This window comes from Micromonospora sp. NPDC049580 (assembly GCF_040675595.1).
Classification (GTDB): Bacteria; Actinomycetota; Actinomycetes; order Mycobacteriales; family Micromonosporaceae; genus Micromonospora.
Map to the genome: position 1 here is coordinate 1 of NZ_JBFAPG010000015.1, position 17,066 is coordinate 17,066.

Annotated in this window: 16 protein-coding genes; 7 read left to right on the forward strand and 9 right to left on the reverse strand. The window is 73.2% G+C overall.

All coding sequences use genetic code 11. The features are described from left to right. Window positions 1–49 precede the first annotated feature (49 nt). From AB0J68_RS02615 to AB0J68_RS02625, 3 genes are all read right to left on the reverse strand, one after another. Entirely contained in the window at window positions 50–952 is a 903-nt protein-coding gene (locus AB0J68_RS02615) for a sulfurtransferase (protein ID WP_363935644.1), read from the reverse strand. Window positions 953–1,024: 72 nt separating this feature from the next. Further along, window positions 1,025–1,471: a hypothetical protein gene (locus AB0J68_RS02620; RefSeq protein WP_354854884.1), complete on the reverse strand. Its 447-nt coding sequence runs from the start codon at window positions 1,469–1,471 to the stop codon at window positions 1,025–1,027. Between the two features lie 2 nt (window positions 1,472–1,473). After that, a complete protein-coding gene (locus AB0J68_RS02625; RefSeq protein WP_354854882.1) occupies window positions 1,474–2,241 on the reverse strand; it encodes an SGNH/GDSL hydrolase family protein in 768 nt (255 codons plus the stop codon). Window positions 2,242–2,501: 260 nt separating this feature from the next. Between AB0J68_RS02625 and AB0J68_RS02630 the strand changes: the two genes are divergently transcribed. From AB0J68_RS02630 to AB0J68_RS02655, 6 genes are read left to right on the forward strand one after another with little or no spacing between them, the layout of a single operon-like run. Beyond that, window positions 2,502–3,641: a transporter substrate-binding domain-containing protein gene (locus AB0J68_RS02630; protein ID WP_354854880.1), complete on the forward strand. Its 1,140-nt coding sequence runs from the start codon at window positions 2,502–2,504 to the stop codon at window positions 3,639–3,641. Further along, on the forward strand, window positions 3,527–4,726 hold the full coding sequence (locus AB0J68_RS02635; RefSeq protein WP_354854878.1) for a hypothetical protein: 1,200 nt from the start codon (window positions 3,527–3,529) through the stop codon (window positions 4,724–4,726). The genes AB0J68_RS02630 and AB0J68_RS02635 overlap by 115 nt, the downstream gene beginning before the upstream one ends. 53 nt (window positions 4,727–4,779) lie before the next feature. Further along, window positions 4,780–6,549, forward strand: a complete 1,770-nt coding sequence (locus AB0J68_RS02640) for a proline--tRNA ligase (RefSeq protein ID WP_363935648.1) — start codon at window positions 4,780–4,782, stop codon at window positions 6,547–6,549. 56 nt (window positions 6,550–6,605) lie between these two features. Then, the gene (locus tag AB0J68_RS02645) at window positions 6,606–7,031 is read left to right on the forward strand and encodes a CBS domain-containing protein (RefSeq protein WP_354854874.1); all 426 of its coding nucleotides are present in this window, start codon (window positions 6,606–6,608) and stop codon (window positions 7,029–7,031) included. Between the two features lie 29 nt (window positions 7,032–7,060). Beyond that, window positions 7,061–7,489, forward strand: coding sequence for a SufE family protein (locus AB0J68_RS02650; protein ID WP_234584468.1), 429 nt, complete (start codon window positions 7,061–7,063; stop codon window positions 7,487–7,489). Window positions 7,490–7,509: 20 nt separating this feature from the next. Next, window positions 7,510–8,145 (forward strand): DsbA family oxidoreductase, encoded by a 636-nt coding sequence (locus AB0J68_RS02655; protein ID WP_354854872.1) that lies wholly within the window; start codon window positions 7,510–7,512, stop codon window positions 8,143–8,145. A gap of 52 nt (window positions 8,146–8,197) precedes the next feature. Here AB0J68_RS02655 and AB0J68_RS02660 read toward each other — a convergent pair whose 3' ends face one another. The 6 genes from AB0J68_RS02660 to AB0J68_RS02685 form a co-directional block, all read right to left on the reverse strand. Next, window positions 8,198–8,746 (reverse strand): YbaK/EbsC family protein, encoded by a 549-nt coding sequence (locus AB0J68_RS02660; RefSeq protein WP_354855012.1) that lies wholly within the window; start codon window positions 8,744–8,746, stop codon window positions 8,198–8,200. 83 nt (window positions 8,747–8,829) lie between these two features. Then, entirely contained in the window at window positions 8,830–9,024 is a 195-nt protein-coding gene (locus AB0J68_RS02665) for a hypothetical protein (RefSeq protein WP_354854870.1), read from the reverse strand. Window positions 9,025–9,061: 37 nt separating this feature from the next. Further along, a complete protein-coding gene (locus AB0J68_RS02670) occupies window positions 9,062–9,841 on the reverse strand; it encodes an NAD(P)H-binding protein (RefSeq protein ID WP_363935653.1) in 780 nt (259 codons plus the stop codon). A 64-nt stretch (window positions 9,842–9,905) separates the two neighbouring features. Beyond that, a complete protein-coding gene (locus tag AB0J68_RS02675; RefSeq protein WP_354854866.1) occupies window positions 9,906–10,559 on the reverse strand; it encodes a GAP family protein in 654 nt (217 codons plus the stop codon). Window positions 10,560–10,603: 44 nt separating this feature from the next. Further along, window positions 10,604–12,001, reverse strand: coding sequence for an MFS transporter (locus AB0J68_RS02680; protein WP_363935655.1), 1,398 nt, complete (start codon window positions 11,999–12,001; stop codon window positions 10,604–10,606). A gap of 58 nt (window positions 12,002–12,059) precedes the next feature. After that, window positions 12,060–12,320: a hypothetical protein gene (locus AB0J68_RS02685; protein WP_363935658.1), complete on the reverse strand. Its 261-nt coding sequence runs from the start codon at window positions 12,318–12,320 to the stop codon at window positions 12,060–12,062. 215 nt (window positions 12,321–12,535) lie between these two features. Here AB0J68_RS02685 and AB0J68_RS02690 point away from each other — a divergent pair, with 215 nt between their 5' ends. Continuing rightward, window positions 12,536–17,005, forward strand: a complete 4,470-nt coding sequence (locus AB0J68_RS02690) for an HAD-IC family P-type ATPase (RefSeq protein WP_363935660.1) — start codon at window positions 12,536–12,538, stop codon at window positions 17,003–17,005. Window positions 17,006–17,066 lie beyond the last annotated feature (61 nt).

Consider the following 17,066-nt stretch of genomic DNA (forward strand, 5'->3'; position numbering starts at 1 on the left):
GCCGGCTGAGAGTCGTCGAGCCCTCAGCCGGCCAGCTCCGCAGAACCGGTCAGGCGGCGATGCCGCCGGGCTGGTCGCCCTTCACCACGGGCGCCCGGACCAGGTTGCCCCACTCCGTCCACGAGCCGTCGTAGTTGCGCACCTGCGGGTAGCCCAGCAGGTGCCGCAGCACGAACCAGGTGTGGCTGGACCGCTCACCGATCCGGCAGTACGCGATCACGTCGTCGTCCGGGCTCAACCCGAGCTGGTCGGCGTAGATGGCCTTCAGCTCGTCGGCGGACTTGAACGTGCCGTCCTCATTCGCCGCCGACTTCCAGGGCTTGCTGACCGCGCCCGGGATGTGCCCACCGCGCAGCGCGCCCTCCTGCGGGTAGTCGGGCATGTGCAGCATCTCGCCCGTGTACTCGCCCGGGGACCGGACGTCGACCAGCGGCCGCCCCACGGCGATGTGCGCCATCACCTGCTCGCGGAACGCCCGCAGCGGCGCGTCGTCCCGCAGCGGCACGGGGTAGTCGGCGCGGGGCCGGGTCGGCTTGTCGCGGGTCACCTCGCGCCCCTCGGCGATCCACTTCTGCCGGCCGCCGTCGAGCAGGCGCACGTCGGCGTGGCCGAAGAGCGAGAACACCCAGAGGGCGTACGCGGCCCACCAGTTGAAGTTGTCGCCGTAGAAGACCACGGTGTCGCCCCGGCCGATGCCCTTCGCGGCACACATCTCGGCGAAGCTCGTCGCGTCGAGGTAGTCCCGGGTGACCTGGTCGTTCAGGTCGAGGTGCCAGTCGACCTTGACGGCACCGGGGATGTGACCGGATTCGTAGAGCAGGACGTCCTCGTCGGACTCGACCACGACGAGGCCCTCGTCGCCCAGGTGCTCGGCCAACCAGTCGGTGGTGACCAGCCGCTGCGGGTCGGCGTACGACTGGAGGCGGGGATCAGGATCGTTCGGCACAGACATGATCCCCAAGTTACGCCGCAACACCGCCCGACGGTCGGCCATCAGATGCGACGCGGCCCACGTGAGGCGTGCTCACGCCCGCCGGTGGACGATCCGGCCGGCGGCCACGGTCGCGATGCAGGCGCCGTCGGCGTCGTGCGCCGACAGGTCGGCGCGTCCACCCGGATGCAGGCTCGGCACCACGGGCGCCGGCAGCACCAGCAGGTCGCTCCGGTCGACGGCGGCCCGCAGCGCCGGCTCGGCCAGGTGTTCCGCCAGCACCGCCGTCACTCCGCTACGCAGCAGCGCGTGCACCCGCTCGCGCGGGGTGGGTGCCGCCGGCAGCGGGCCGTCGTGCAGCAGGCCCGGACCCAGCACGCCGTCCCACCGGCGGACCCGCACCCCCGCGTACGTCTCGCTCAGCTCGGCCAGCGGACCCACGGCCTCGACCCGGTCGCCGTCCACCAGCACGGCGTGCTCCGGAACCGGCTCGCCGTCCCGTTCACGGCGCAGCAGCGGCGCGGTGTGCAGGGTGCGCACGGTCAGTCGACGAGCGGGCCGAGCAGCGGACGCTTCGCGGTCACCGTGTCACCGGACGACCGGCCGGTGAGCCGCCGCCTGATCCACGGGGCCAGGTACTGCCCGGCCCAGCGCAGGTCGGCCGCGCGGGCGGCCAGCCACGGCGACGGCGCCGGGTGCGGCGGGACCATCAGCCACTCCTCGTCGCAGCCCACGCCGAGCGCGTTCAGCACCTGCCCGGCGACCCGCCGGTGCCCGGCCGGGGAGAGGTGCAGCCGGTCGGTGCTCCAGAGCATCGGGTTGAGGAACGTGTCGTCGGCGTACAGGTCGACCAGGATGGCGCCGTGCCGCTCGGCGGTCTCACCGACCGCCTGGTTGAGCAGTTGCACCCGGGGAGCGACGAGACGTTGACCGGGCAGCCGTGCCATCACGTCCGCGAATCGGAAGAGCAGCACGTCCGCGCCGCCCGAGCGCAGCTGCCGAACGACCTCGTCGAAGCGGGAGACCAACGTGTCCGGGTCGAAGGTGCGCCGCAGCACGTCGTTGCCGCCGGCCGCGAAGCTGATCAGATCGGGCTTCATCGCCACCGCGGAGGGCACCTGCTCGGCGACGACACCGGGAAAGAGCCGGCCCCGGATGGCCAGGTTCGCGTACCGGAAGTCGGGGCCCGCCTCGGCGGCGAGACGGGTGGCCACCAGGTCGGCCCAGCCCCGGTAGGTGCCGTCCGGGTACGCGTCGTCCATACCCTCGGTGAAGCTGTCCCCGACCGCGACGAAACTGCGCCAGCGCACCGCGCCTCCCTCACCCGTTGCCTGCGGCGACCAGTCTGTCACCGGAGGCACGGCCGGCGACGCCCCGATCCGCCGACGTGGCGGAAGGCACTTGATCCGCGCGGGATCGCCGATGTCGCGGTGTCCCACTGCCCCGGATACCCCGATATCGGGGAGATGGCGTCGTGTCGCCAATCCGGCTGGTGGTGGAGTGCCGTGGCTCGCATTGAGGCCGCACAATGAGGGGCCGGTCACCGGACCGCGCAGTGGGGAGGGCCCAGTTGAGTCAGGCAAGCGAGCCGAGCCCCACCGGGCCGGCCCCGGCGGTGCCCCCATCGTCGCGCACCACGCGGACCCGCCAGATCCGACTCGTGGGGCTCATCGTCGCGCTGGCCGTCCTGGCCGCCGCCCTGGTCCCGATCGTCCTCGCGATGGGCCCGCCGACCCGGGACGAGTTGCTGGAGGACGCCGGCCTCAAGGGCAAGCAGCAGCTCGTCATCGGCGTGAAGGACGACCAGCCGGGCATCTCGCAGCGCCTCCCGAACAACGTCTGGAAGGGCTTCGACGTCGACATCGCGTACATGATCGCGAGCTACCTCGGGTTCGACCACTCCCAGGTGCGTTTCGTGCCGATCGAGAGCGAGGACCGGGCCCGTCGACAGGCCCAGGACGGCGAGGGGTTCGTCATCGTCGACCTGGTCATCGCGTCGTACAGCATCAACGACAAGCGCAGGGAGGAGGGTGCCGTCTTCTCGGCCGCGTACCTGAACACCGAGCAGTCGGTGGTGACGTTGAAGAGCTACCAGAAGCAGGTGAGCAGCCTGGAGGATCTGCGTGGGCTGACGGTCTGCTCGCTGACCACCTCGACGTCCATCCAGCGCCTCGCCGAGGCGGGCGCCTCGCCGGTGGGTCGAAACAGGATCAGCGAGTGCATCCAGGAGCTGTACGACGGCAAGGTGCAGGCCGTCACCACCGACGCGGCGATCCTCGCCGGCTTCGTCACCGGCGACCAGCCGGACGGCGACGGTCAACACTTCCCGGTGACCCTCAAGAACGTGAAACCGCTGCGGCACTGGGACATCGGCTCGTCGCCCCAGGAGCGCTGGGGCGTCAACACCGGCCCCAACCAGGCCCTGCTCGACCTGGTCGACCTGGCGCTCTACAAGTCGGCCAAGGACGAGAACGACTCGGCCTGGGAGAACGCGTACAACGCCAACCTCCGTTGGCAGCAGGGATACAACCTCCCGCAGCCGGTCGCGGAACAGCAGCAACCCGATCCGAGGAAGGTGGAGGTGCGACAGTGGCCGTGGGAGAGGATCGCGCTACCGCCCCCGGCGTACCCCGGATCACCACCAGCTCCGCCAAGGCGGTCCGCCCGCGCCGGATGGCGGGGGCGCGGCAGGCGCAGCAGTGGCTGCTGACCCTCCTTCCCACCTTCCCCGTCCTGCTCCTGGTGCTGCGACTGTGGCAGCTCAGCCAACAGGACATGTCCACGATGCTGCTGCTGGTCCAGTACGTCAGTCCGCTCGGCCTGCTCAGCGCGCTGCTGATCGCCCTGGTGTGGGCGTTCCCCGTGGTCGTGCTCACCTTCGGCGTCCTCGGTCGACTGCTCCGGCTCAGCGCTCCGGACCGGTTCGACCCGGAACGGTCACTACTGGCCTCCGGGACGGCACGTACCCCCGGTTGGGTGATCAGCGCGGCGGTCGCGCTGGGGGCCCTCACCTGGCAGCTCCGCTTCCTGCCGTCGCTGCTGATGCTCGGCCTCTGGCTGCTCGCGCTGCGCACCCGCTACCTGCATCCTGACCAGCCGACCCGGATCCTGCTGGTCAGCGTGGCCCTGCCGCTGGCCGCGGCGGTCCTGGCGTACACCGTGCTGGGCCCGGCCATCTGGACGGCGTATCAGGATGGCGAGGTGGCCACGGCCGCGCTGCTGGCGGTGCCGCCCGCCGCCACCGTGCTGCTCACCGGCCCGATCCCCGGCTGGATCGCCCCGACGCTGACCCACGGTCTGGCGTTCACGGTCGCCGCCGTGCTCCCGGTGGTGATGGGCGCGGTCTTCCTCCGGGTGCCGCTGCTGCCCACCGCCGCGGTCGAGGTGGTCCCGAAGCAATCGGCCTCGCCGGCCCCGGACGTCACGGCCTCGGCAGCCCCGGGCGGCCCGGCCTCGAGCGCGTCGGCTGCTCCGACGAACGGCGGCACGGCAGGCCTGGACGGTGGGGACGGCCCGCCGACGGCCAACGGCGGCCCGGAGGTGGTGCTCGGCGCGCTCATCACGGTTACCGACACGTCGACGATCATGCTGGACCGGACCGCCACCGTGCGGTTCCTGCCGAACGGGTGGGTCGAGTCGCAGGTCCTCTGCCCCCAGCCGGCGGCGGTTCCGTACAGCCTGGTGTCGGTGCGGGGCTGGCCGGTGGAGGAGACCGCGCTCAACTGGATGATGCCCCGGCGGCCGGTGGCCGACCCGGACGTCCGCTGCGAGGGCCGCCTTCCCGGCGACACGTGACCCGGGACCGAATTGGATCGCCGCACCGGGACCGGCGGTCTTAGGCTGCCCGAATGCTGCTACGCATGTCGACCCTGTTGCTGCGGACCCTTCGCGAGGATCCGGCCGACGCGGAGGTGCCGAGCCATCGGCTGCTGCTGCGCGCCGGTTACATCCGTCGCGCCGCACCGGGCGGCTACACGTGGCTGCCGCTGGGCAAGCTGGTGCTGGACCGGATCACCGAGGTGGTGCGTGCCGAGCTGACCGCGATCGGCGACCAGGAGGTGCACTTCCCGGCGCTGCTGCCCGCCGAGCCGTACCGGACGAGCGGCCGGTGGACGGAGTACGGCGACCTCCTCTTCACCCTCGCCGACCGGCGCGGCGCCGAGCACCTGCTGGCACCCACCCACGAGGAGATGGCGGCGCTGCTGGTCAAGGACGTGTTCACCTCGTACCGGGATTTCCCGGTGACGCTGTTTCAGGTGCAGACGAAGTTCCGCGACGAGGCGCGGCCCCGCGCCGGTGTGCTGCGCGGCCGGGAGTTCCTGATGAAGGACGCGTACTCCTTCGACCTGGACGAGGCGGGCCTGCGGGACGCGTACGCCCGGCACCGGGCGGCGTACCAGCGGATCTTCGACCGGCTGGGCCTGGAGCACACGGTGGTGCACGCGATGTCCGGCGCGATGGGCGGCTCGGCGTCGGAGGAGTTCCTGGCCGCGACCCCGGTCGGCGAGGACACGTTCGTCGGCTGCACCGCGTGCGGCTACGCGGCGAACACCGAGGCCGTCGTCACCCGGGCACCCGCCGCCAGCGACCTCGCCACCGCACCCGCGACGCAGGTGCACGACACCCCCGAGACCGCGACGATCGCCAGCCTGGTCGAGGTGGCGAACGCCCGCCGGCTCGGGGACCGGGACGACTGGACCGCCGCCGACACCCTGAAGAACGTCGTGTTGACCGTGCGTCAGCCGGGCGCCGAGCGGGCCGAACTCCTGGTGATCGGGCTGCCCGGTGACCGGGAGGTCGACCTGAAGCGGCTCGCCGCCGCGCTGGAGCCCGCCCAGGTGGCCGTCTTCGACGAGTGGGCCGGGCATCCGGAGCTGGTGCGCGGCTACATCGGTCCGCAGATGCTCGGCAAGCTGGGCATCCGCTATCTGGTCGATCCTCGCGTGGTGACCGGCTCCGCGTGGCTGACCGGGGCGAACGAGCCGGGTCGCCACGCGACGGGCGTGGTCTGCGGGCGGGACTTCACGCCCGACGGCACGGTCGAGGCGGCCGAGGTGCGCGCCGGCGACCCGTGCCCCGACTGCGGCGACGGCGAGCTGACCATCCGGCGGGGCATCGAGATCGGGCACATCTTCCAGCTCGGTCGCCGCTACACCGACGCGTTCGCGGTCGACGTGCTCGGGCCCGCCGGCAAGCCGGTCCGGCCCACCATGGGCTGCTACGGCATCGGGATCTCCCGGGCGGTTGCGGCCATCGCCGAGCAGCACCACGACGACCGGGGACTCATCTGGCCGGCGGCAATCGCGCCGTGTGACGTACACCTGGTGGTCGCCGGCAAGGGTCCGCAGCTCGACGCGGCGCTGGACCTCGGCGGGCGCCTGGCCGCCGCCGGCCTGCGGGTGCTGGTCGACGACCGGACGCACGTCTCGGCCGGGGTCAAGTTCACCGACGCGGAGCTGATCGGCATCCCCCGCACCGTCGTGGTCGGCCGCCGACTGGCCGACGGGTACGTGGAGTTGCGCGAGCGGGCCGGCGACGGGCGCGCGGAGCTGCCGGTGAACGGTGTGGTGGAGCGGATCGTTGACGCGGCCCGCCGGGAGCGTGCGAACCTGGTGTAGCCACCGCGTCACGGGGTAGTGCAGTCGGATCGGGTGATACGTCTTCGGAGGATCTCATGACCGGTTACCGGGTCAGCGACGTGATGACCAAACAGGTCGTGTACCTGTCGGCCGAGACCACCCTGGACGAGGCGGCCAGGGTGATGAAGGAGGCGGACATCGGCGACGTGGTGGTCACCGACGGCGCCACCCTCGCCGGCATGCTCACCGACCGGGACATCGTGGTGCGGGCGGTGGCCGAGAACAGCTCACCGGCGGCCACCACCATCGGCTCGATCGTCACCCGCGAGGTGGTCATGATCGAGCAGCACTGCACGGCGGGTGAGGCTGCGGCGCTCATGCGGGACCGGGGCATCCGCCGCGTGCTGGTCTGCGACAGCGACCGCAAGCTGGTGGGGATCGTCTCGCTCGGTGACCTGGCCATGCAGCTCGACCCGACCAGCGCGTTGAGCGAGATCAGCGAACAGTCTCCGACCACGTGAGCCGTCGGCGCCAGCGGTAGCCTCGACACATGGCTGACATGCCGGCCCGACTGGCCGAGATCGTCGACGAGTTCGCCGCCGCGCCACGCGACCTGGTGCTGGAGATGCTGCTGGAGTACGCCGACGTCATCCCGCCGCTGCCCGCCGACGCCGCCGGGCACGAGGGCATGGAGCAGGTGCCCGAGTGCCAGACCGCGTTCTTCCTGCGCGCCCGGGTGACGCCGGACGGGACCGTCGAGACCCTGTTCGACTGCCCGCCGGAGGCGCCCACCACCCGGGCGTTCGCCGGGATCCTCGCCGAGGGTCTGGCCGGCGCGAGCGCCGAGGAGGTGCTGGCCGTGCCGGACGACCTCTACCAGCGGATGGGCCTGGCCCAGGCGATCAGCCCGCTGCGGGTGCGCGGCGGCACGGCGATCCTGGGCCGGCTCAAGCGGCAGGTCCGGGAACAACTCGACTGAGCCGGCAGTTGGCACCGATCATGGAGATTGAGATCTACGCCGACGTCGTCTGCCCGTGGTGCTACCTGGGCAAGCGTCGCCTGGACGAGGCGCTCGCCCGCTACGACGGCGAGGTGACCGTCCGGTACCGGCCGTTCCAGCTCGACCCGTCGCCGGTGCCCGAACCCCGCCCGGTCATCGACGCGCTGGCCGACAAGTTCGGCGGCCCGGAGCGCGCGCGGCAGATGGTCGCGCGGGTGACCCAGGCCGCGGCGGGTGACGGGCTTCGGCTGGACTACGACCACGCGGTGGCCGCCAACACCTTCGACGCGCACCGGCTGGTCGGCTACGCCGCCGAGCGCGACCGGGCGGCCGAGATGGTGGACGCCCTGTACCAGGCACACTTCACGAAGGGCCTCGACATCGGTTCCCGGGAGGTGCTGGCGACGATCGCCGGCTCGATCGGCCTGGACGCCGCCGATGCCCGCCGGTTCCTCGACTCCGACGAGCGGACCGCCGAACTCGCCGCCGAACTCGCCGCCGCCCGCGACCTGGGCATCACGAGCGTCCCGACGTTCGTACTGGCCGGGAAGTACGCGGTCAGCGGCGCCCAGGAGACGTCCACGCTCCTCGCCGCGCTGGCCGAGGTCGAGCAGCGGGAGGCCGCAGCACGCTAGACATCGACCAGGCCGATGTTTCACGTGCAACGGTATCGATGTTGGTGGCTGGTCAGGCCGGCCTGGCCAGCCCTTCGACCACCTGTGCGCCGGGCAGCGCGCCCAGCGCCGGCCCCGGCAGCGCGATCTTGCTGTGCCGTACGCCGGACCCGATGATCACGTGTGGGGTGGCGATCACCCGCGCGTCCACCAGGATCGGCCACTGGGCCGGCAGCCCGATCGGGGTGATGCCGCCGTACTCCATGCCGGTCAACTCGACCGCGTCGGTCATCGGGGCGAAGCTCGCCTTGCGCACGTCCAGCGCCCGCCGGGCCACGCCGTTCACGTCGGCCCGGGTGGTGGCCAGCACGATGCAGGCCGCGTAGCGGACCACACCCTCGCGCTTTCCGGCCACCACGACGCAGTTGGCCGACACGTCCAGCCCCACCTCGTACGCCTCGCAGAATGCCGCCGTGTCGGCGAGATCGGCGTCGATCGGCGCGACCAGGACGTCGTCGACGTCCACCGGCGCGTTGGCCGGCCACTGGGCGATGGCCTCCGCCACCGGCGCGGCGAGCAGATCGAGGCGGGCACGGGCCGGTTCGGTCTTCAGCGTTCCCATCACGGGTGCGATCCTCGCACCCGCGCCGCCGGATCGCCCGCCGACTCCCGAGCCGTCTCGCGACACCACCTCCACGTCGCGGCTCAACTGCCGGCGAGGAACGCGTTGTCGCGCAGGAAGGAACGGTCGCGGGCGGCCGCCAACTCCTCCTCGCGTCGGGCTTTGGCCCGCTGCAGCTCCAGGTCCTCCATCGCGTGCCGGACACCCAGCCGGATCACGCCGTAGAGGAAGACGAAACCGAAAACGTAGAGGATCACCGTGGTGACGACAACGAACATGGCGTCACCGTAAGGCGAACGTGAACCGCTATCCGTCTCATCTCCGCGCGGTTCCCCCGTACGTGTCCGCGAGGTGGTCGGCCCAGGTACGCACACCGCGAGGCAGCGCCTCGGTGACCAACCCACCGGCGCGCAGTTCGCGCCCGAGGCGGCCGGGGATTCGTACCGGCAGCAGCGGTCGGCGTGACCCGCGCGCCTCCCGCCAGGCACGGACCGCCTCGTCGAAGCGGAGCACCTGCGGCCCACCGAACTTCTCGATGCCCCCGAGCGGGCCGGCGGCCACCCGGGCCGCGAGCCGGGCGGCCACCTCACCCGGGTCGACCGGCTGGGCGAGCACCGCCCGGTCGCCGAACACCGGGCCCAGCCGCGCGCTGGTCGCCAGCAGATCGTCGAGGAACTCGGGGAACTGGGTGGCGCGCAGCACCGACCACGGCACCGGGCCGGCCGCGACGACCTGCTCGGCTGCCAGCTTGTGCCGGTAGTACGGGATCGGCACCCGGTCCACCCCGACGATCGAGATGTAGACCAGGTGCTGGACGCCGGCCGCGCCGGCGGCGAGCACCAGCCGACGGGTGCCCAGCACGTCCACCTGGTGGGTACGCCCCCGGGGCGAGGACGCCAGGTGCACCACCGCGTCCACCCCGGTCACCGCCTCGGCCAGCCCGTCGCCGGTGGCCAGGTCGGCCACGACCCACTCGACGTCCGAGCCAATACGCGGCCGGCGGCTGCTGGCCCGGACGCTCATCCCGTCGTCGCGCAGCCGCGCCAGCACGTGGCTCCCCAGTCGACCACCCGCCCCGGTGACCAGAACCCTCATCGTCCCCTCCTCCTCCGCGGACCCGTCGTGCTGATGACGGCCGCGCGACGGCACACGTGACGGCTCACCCCGAACGGACCAGATCCAGCACGGTCAGGAGCGCGAAGAACGCGATCACGATCTCGTTGACGATCCAGGAGTGCCCCTCGGCCCACTCCCGCATCCGGGCCAGCACCCGCGCCGCCTTCTGCCCGAGCAGCACCAACGCCAGCAGCGGCACCGCGAGCAGGAGCACGGTGAGCAGCACGAACGGCACCAGGTGCCACCAGGGGAGGTTGTGTCGGGCCACTGTCGCGCCGACCGTCGCCATGGTGAGGTCGTCGGTGGGTGTCACCACGAAGAGCAGGGCACCCATCCGTGCGGCCCAGCGCGGATGGGCGTGGCTCACGCTGCCCAACCAGCGCGGCGGCCCGGACCGGTTGCGGCGCAGCCAGACCACCAGGGCCAGGCACACCAGCAGCGCGAGCACCACCAGGTCGATGACCGGACCGCGATCGATCCTGCTGGCGGCCGCGCTGGCGTCGGTCGCCAACCCGCCCAGCAACCGGGTCAACAACCAGCTCACGGTCACCCCGACGGCGACCACCAGGCCGGCGCCGGCGAGGAAGCCCAGCGACGCGGCCCGGGGCCGGTCGGACGAGGCGAGGAAGACCGCCACGACCAGTTGCGTCCCGGCGACCATCACCACGGCCAGCGGCAGGACGGTCAGGAGGTTCATCGCCTGCCATCCTCGCGCCCGCCCGGTGCGGACACGTCGAATCCTCAGCCGATCACCCGCCCGGCCGTGTGGTCTGCGTCCATCACCACCCGGCCGGCCAGCAGCGCGCCGACCAGTGCCAGACCGGCCGCCACCACCAGGGTCACCACGTAGCTGGCGGGGCCGGGCGCGCTCCCGGCAGCCAGTACGGCACCGGTGAGCGCCAGCACGGTCGCCGCGAAGAGCGAGTCGCCCAGTTGCAGTGACGAGCTGTTGCGCCCCTGCTCGCCGGGCGCGGACAGCTCCAGGGTGAGCACCGACAACGACGGGTACAGCAGTCCCATACCGAGCCCCGCCACCGCCCAGCCCAGCACGGCGACGGCCACCGGCAGCTCGGGTCGGACGGCCAACGCCACCGTCGCGGTGCCGGCCGTGATGCAGCACAACCCGACGCGGGGGAAGCTGGCCCGGGAGGCCGGCACGGGAAAACGGCCCTGCACCCAGGAGCCCACCGACCAGGCCAACGCGCCCACCGTGAGAACAAGCCCGGCGGCGGTCGGCGACAGCCCTCGCTCCCGGGAGAGCATCAGCGGGATGACCACCTCCGCGCCGACGAACGCCGCCGACGCCAGACCGCGCAGACCGATCACGGTGGGCAGCCCGCGGGCCGCCCGGAGGAACCCCGGCGGCAGCAGGCGCGGAGCGCAGACCAGCAGGCCGGCCAGGGCGAGCGCGATCACCGCCAGGGCCGTCACGCCGCGCTGCTGTCCCCCGATGTGCAGCAGTGCGGCGCTCACGCCCGCCCCACAGGCCCAGCCGACGCGGGCCATCGCGCCGGCCGGCGGCCGGCTCGGCACGGTCCCGTCGAGCGACCGCAGGCCCGGATGGATCAGCAGCACCGCCGGGACGGCCACCGCCGGCACCACGAGAAAGACCCACCGCCAGCCCAGGTACTCGACAATCAGGCCGGCCAGCGCCGGCCCGACCAGCGACGGTACGACCCACGCCGCAGCGAACGCGGCGAAGATGCGCCGATGCAACTCCTCGGGGTACGCCTGCCCGACGATCACGTAGAGCGCCACCGACAGCAACCCCGAGCCGAACCCCTGCACGACCCGTCCGACCACCAACGCGGTCATCGTCGGCGCGGTCCCGGCGACCAGCAGCCCGACCACGAACCAGCCGACGCCGTGCCACATCGGTCCTCGGGGCCCCCGTGCGTCACACCAGATCCCGGAAACGACCATGGCCACCACACCGGCGGCGAACGGGCCACCGAACGCGATCCCGTACAGCGCCAGCCCATCCAGGCTGCGCGCGACGGTCGGCATGGCCGTGCCGACCGCCAACGCCTCGAACGCCAGCAGCGACACCAGCGCGACGCTGCCCACCGTCATCGCCCGCAGCCGGGGTGCGAACAACCCGGCGGGGACCGGAACGGGGGTGGCGGTTCGGCTCGACATGCACCGAGCCTGCGACCTCAACCCGGATTCATGTCAACCGGGGGTGACCCGGCTCTCGTCAGGCGTCCTGGAGCGCCTCCCCGACGCCGCGTACCAGTCCCGAGAAGTGCTGGTCCGCCAGGAGATGCCCGGCGGTGATCACCAGGGCGAGCGGCCATTCGATCACCTGCAACGCGGCCAGCACGCCGAGCCCGGCGTAGTAGGCGATCTTGTCCGGTGGTGGCACCGCCACCTCGCCCACCATCGGCAGCTCCACCCGTCGGCTGTACATCCGAACGTTCTCGTGTGAACCGTTGAGGTGTCGTGTCAACGTGCTCATTCCGGCCTCCCCGTGTCCGGTGATGGTCGTCGGATTCCACCGTCCACCCCGTCCATGCGCGGCCAGCCCCGCAAAGTTCCGGTGGTCCGAGGGGCATAACGGACGCCAGGTCGGGAAGCCAGGCCGCCGGACGTGAGGCGGTGGGAGGGCGAGATGACCGACGGCACAAGCGACAACGGGGAGTCGGGTCGGCGTCCGTCCGGCCGTACGCCTCGATGACGGCGGCGGGTCGCGCCGCCGGCCGCCTCCTGCCGTCCATCGGCGTGCCGCACCTGGTCGGGGAGGCGTCCCGGACCGTCGGGTCGGCGGCGACCCGGCTGGCCCGGACGGTCGGGCTGACCCGGCGTCGGGTCTGGTCGCGCCCCGGCCGGCACCACATCGAGGTGCACGGCGTCTGCCAGGACGGTGGCGACCGGTTGGCCCGGCAGGTGGAGGCCGCGCTGGAGCGGTTGCCCGGGGTGGCCTGGGCCCGGGTGAACGCCCCGTCCGGCCGGGTGGTGGTGGCCGTGCAGGCGCCCGAGCCGCGGCTGCGGGACCTCATCGCCACGATCGGGCGGATCGAGGGAACCTGCGACCACGAACCGGATCCGGAGATCCCGCCCCCGCATCCGCCGGAGGAGGGGCCGCGTACGCCGCGCACCCTGGGCGCCCTCGCCTCGGACGCACTGGGCCTGACCATCACGGCGGCCACCCGGCTCCTGCCGTTCGCGCCGCTGCCCGGCGAGGTCGCCGGCCTGCTGGCCGCTGCGGACCTGCAACCGAAGCTGCACGCCTTCGTCGGCAGGCGGCTGCGCTCCGACCCGCGCGCCGACGTCATCTTTCCGCTGGCTGAGGCGGTGGTGCAGGGTCTGACCGGCCGGTGGACGGGGATAGTGCTCGACGGCGCCCAACGGATGGTGCAGTGGGGGGAGGCGCGGGCCCAACTCGCCGCGTGGGAGAAGGCCGAGCCGCGGCTGACCGGCGACCCCGAGCGCGCCACCGCGCGGTGGCCCGCGGTCGACCGTCCCCGCCCGAAACCGGACGGCCCGGTCGAGCACTACATCAACCGTATGTTGACCGCCGGCGTGGCTGCCGCCGCGGCGGCGACACCGATCGCCGGGCGCAAGCGAGCCGCCGCGCTGGGCCTGTCCGCGCTGCCCAAGGCCCCGGGCAGTGGGCGAGAGGGGTACGCGGCACAGCTCGGCCGGATCCTCGCCCGGCGCGGGGTGATCGCGATGGACCGTGGCGTGCTGCGGGAGCTGGACCGGATCGACACGCTGGTGCTGGACGCGGCGGTGCTCGGATCGGAGCGGGGCGTACTCGCCGACCTGGCGCCGGCGGCCGAGGTGGACGTCGACGAGGTGGCGGAGCGGGCGTTCGCGCTGTTCGACCCGAGCGACCCGACCGGTTCACCGGAGCTGGACGGCTGGCGGCTGGCACCCCTGGACCAATTCCCGGCGGGCGATCCCGGCGACGTGCCGGACGGCGAGCGGCTGCGCGCGGCCGGCGGGCAACTGCTCGGGCTCACCCACTCGGGTCGGCTCACGGCGCTGCTGCGGGTCGAACCCGAACCCGCGCCGGGTGTCGACGGCCTGCCGGCCGCCGCCCGCCACGCCGGCCTGAAGCTGATCGTGGCCGGCGGCGACGAGCAGCGGTACGGCTTCGCCGACGCGCTGCTGCCCGGCGGGGACCACCTGGCCGACACGGTACGTGCGTTGCAGCGCGACGGGGCGGTCGTGATGCTGGTCTCCGGGGACCGGGCGGCGCTCGGCGCGTCCGACTGCGGCCTCGGGATGTCCGCTCCGGACGAGCTGCCGCCGTGGGGAGCGCACCTGCTGGTCGGCACCGACCTGCGAGTGGTGGCCCTGGTCATCGAGGCGACCGGGGCGGCCCGGCGGATGACGCGGCAGAACATCCGGCTCGCCATGGCGGGCACCGGCCTCGGGGCGCTGGGCGCGTTCACCGCCCCACCGACCCAGCTGCCCCACAAGTCGCTCGTCGCGGTCAACGGCGCGGCCGGCCTCGCCTTCGCGAACGGGGTCTGGCGGGCCAGCCGGTTGCCCGACCGGTCGGACACGCCGGTGCCGGTGACGACCGCCTGGCACCTGATGCCGGTCCGGACCGTGCTCGACCAGCTGGGCACCACGCCGGACGGGCTGGCCAGCGCGGAGGCGCAGCGCCGACACGATGGCCAGGGGGCGGGCGGCGGCGACACACCCGCCGGTGGTGGCCTGCTGCGGGCGTTCCTGGACGAGCTGTCCAACCCGCTCACCCCCGTACTGGCCGCCGGGGCGGTGCTCTCCGCGTCGTTCGGCTCGCTTGTCGACGCCGCGCTGGTGGGCAGCGTCGTCGGTGGGTCGGCCCTGATCGGGGCGGTGCACGAACGCAACACCGAACGGTCGCTGGCGGAGCTGCTGTCGCGTTCGGCGGTGACGGCCCGGGTCCGCCGGGACGGCGTCGAGCGAATCGTCGCGGCCGAGGACCTCGTCCGCGGAGACGTCATCACCCTCGAATCGGGAGACTCGGTGCCGGCCGACTGCCGGGTGCTCGAATCGGTGGGGCTGGAGGCGGACGAGTCGTCGCTGACCGGTGAGTCGCTGCCGGTCGCCAAGAGCAACCGGGCGGTCGTCGCCGCGGCCATCGCCGACCGGCACTCGATGCTGTACGAGGGCACCACCGTCGCCGCCGGCCAAGGAACCGCCGTGGTGGTGGCGACCGGCGTCGACACCGAGTCCGGACGCAGCCTGGCGCTGGTCCGGCAGGCACCCCCGACCAGCGGGGTGGAGGCCCGGCTCGGCTCGTTGACCAGCGCCGCCATTCCGTTGGCCGCGGGTTCGGCGATCGCCGTGGCCGGGGCGGGGCTGCTCCGGGGCGTACCGCTGGCCGAAACGGCGGCGACCGCCGCGAACCTCGCCGTCGCGTCGGTGCCGGAGGGGCTGCCGTTCCTGGTCAGCGCCGCGCAGCTGGCCGCCGCCCGGCGGCTGGCCGAGCACGGCGCGTTGGTCCGCAACCCCCGCACGATCGAGGCGTTGGGCCGGGTGGACGTGCTCTGCTTCGACAAGACCGGCACCCTCACCGAGGGCCAGTTGCTGCTCGCCGGGGTCGGCGACGGCGTCGGCGACCGGTACGCCGCGGTGGACCGGCTCGACGACCGACTCCGACTGACCCTCGCCACGGCGCTGCGGGCCACCCCCGCCGCGGCCAAGCCGGAGGAGTTGGCGTTGCAGACCGACCGGGCGGTCTGGCGGGGCGCCGCCACGGCTCAGGTGGTGGAGCAGACCGGCGCCGCCGGCTGGCGGGCGGCCGGCGGGCTGCCGTTCGAACCGTCCCGCGGCTACCACGCGAGCATCGGCGAGACCGAGGGCCGCCTGCTGCTGAGCGTCAAGGGCGCCCCGGAGACGGTGTTGCCACGCTGCGCGACGCGGCGTGCCGACGGCCGGCAGGAGCCGCTGGACGACGCCGGCCGCGCGGAACTGCACCGTCTGCTGGCCGACCGGGCCGGGGCGGGGCACCGGATCCTGGCCGTCGCGGAGTGCGAGGTGGACGCCGCGCACATCACCGACGCCGACGTCCGAGGTCTGACCTTCGTGGGGTTCCTGGCCCTCGCGGACGGGGTCCGGGAGAGCGCCGCCCCGGCGGTACGCCGGATCCGGCAGGCCGGGGTGCACACCATCATGATCACCGGCGACCACCCGGCCACCGCCGAGGCGATCGCCGCCACCATCAGCGAGCACGACGAGCAGCGGGTGGTCACCGCCACCGAACTCGACCAGTTGGACGACGACGCGCTCGCCGAGCGGCTGGCCAACACCGACGTGGTGGCCCGCTGCACCCCGGCGCACAAGGTGCGCATCATCCAGGCGTTGCAGAAGTGCGGGCGGACCGTGGCGATGACCGGCGACGGCGCCAACGACGCCCCGGCGATCCGGCTGGCCGACGTCGGCATCGCCCTCGGCCAACGCGGCACGCCGGCGGCCCGGGCCGCCGCCGACCTGGTGGTCACCGACGACCGGTTGGAGACCATCATCGCCACCCTGGTCGAGGGTCGCGCGATGTGGTCGTCGGTCCGCCACGCGCTGAGCATCCTCGTCGGCGGCAACCTCGGCGAGATCGCGTTCAGCGTGCTCACCGCCGCGGTGACCGGCCGTTCCGCCCTCACCGGGCGGCAACTGCTGCTGGTCAACCTGCTCACCGACCTGGCGCCGGCGCTGGCCATCGCGGTCCGCCCACCCGCCTCGGACCGCACCGACGGTCTGCTCCGGGAGGGCCCCGACGCGTCGCTCGGTGAGACCCTCAGCAGGGAGATCGGGCTCCGTGCGGCGTCCACCACGCTGGGCGCGACCGTCGGCTGGACGTTGGCCCGGTACACCGGCCGCCAGCGGCGGGCCGGAACGGTCGCCCTCGTCTCGCTCGTCGGCACCCAGCTCGGCCAGACCATCCTGGCCGGCGGCACCAGCCCGGCCGTGCTGGCGTCCACGGCGGCGTCGCTGGGAGTGCTGGTCGTGGTGGTGCAGACGCCGGGGGTGAGCCAGTTCTTCGGCTGCACGCCGCTCGGCCCGGTGGGCTGGACCATCGGCGCCGGATCGGCGCTCGGTGCCACCTTCGCCAACGGCGCGCTCACCAAACTGGTGGAGCACCTTCCGTCGGCACGACCCGACCTCGCGCAGCCCACTCCCGGGACCGAGGGGACGGCCACGGACGGCTGACGCTTGAGCGGGACCGGCTGGGGTACCGGAGCCGGGGGAGGTGAACTTCCTGCACCGCGGC

What these genes read in the sequence shown, in the direction of transcription:
- AB0J68_RS02645 (WP_354854874.1), top strand. Translation starts at nt 6,606, where the DNA reads ATGACCGGTTACCGGGTCAGCGACGTGATGACCAAACAGGTCGTGTAC.
- AB0J68_RS02675 (WP_354854866.1), bottom strand. Translation starts at nt 10,559, where the DNA reads ATGAACCTCCTGACCGTCCTGCCGCTGGCCGTGGTGATGGTCGCCGGG.
- AB0J68_RS02670 (WP_363935653.1), bottom strand. Translation starts at nt 9,841, where the DNA reads ATGAGGGTTCTGGTCACCGGGGCGGGTGGTCGACTGGGGAGCCACGTG.
- AB0J68_RS02685 (WP_363935658.1), bottom strand. Translation starts at nt 12,320, where the DNA reads ATGAGCACGTTGACACGACACCTCAACGGTTCACACGAGAACGTTCGG.
- AB0J68_RS02665 (WP_354854870.1), bottom strand. Translation starts at nt 9,024, where the DNA reads ATGTTCGTTGTCGTCACCACGGTGATCCTCTACGTTTTCGGTTTCGTC.
- AB0J68_RS02680 (WP_363935655.1), bottom strand. Translation starts at nt 12,001, where the DNA reads ATGTCGAGCCGAACCGCCACCCCCGTTCCGGTCCCCGCCGGGTTGTTC.
- AB0J68_RS02615 (WP_363935644.1), bottom strand. Translation starts at nt 952, where the DNA reads ATGTCTGTGCCGAACGATCCTGATCCCCGCCTCCAGTCGTACGCCGAC.
- AB0J68_RS02640 (WP_363935648.1), top strand. Translation starts at nt 4,780, where the DNA reads ATGCTGCTACGCATGTCGACCCTGTTGCTGCGGACCCTTCGCGAGGAT.
- AB0J68_RS02660 (WP_354855012.1), bottom strand. Translation starts at nt 8,746, where the DNA reads ATGGGAACGCTGAAGACCGAACCGGCCCGTGCCCGCCTCGATCTGCTC.
- AB0J68_RS02650 (WP_234584468.1), top strand. Translation starts at nt 7,061, where the DNA reads ATGGCTGACATGCCGGCCCGACTGGCCGAGATCGTCGACGAGTTCGCC.
- AB0J68_RS02655 (WP_354854872.1), top strand. Translation starts at nt 7,510, where the DNA reads ATGGAGATTGAGATCTACGCCGACGTCGTCTGCCCGTGGTGCTACCTG.
- AB0J68_RS02690 (WP_363935660.1), top strand. Translation starts at nt 12,536, where the DNA reads ATGACGGCGGCGGGTCGCGCCGCCGGCCGCCTCCTGCCGTCCATCGGC.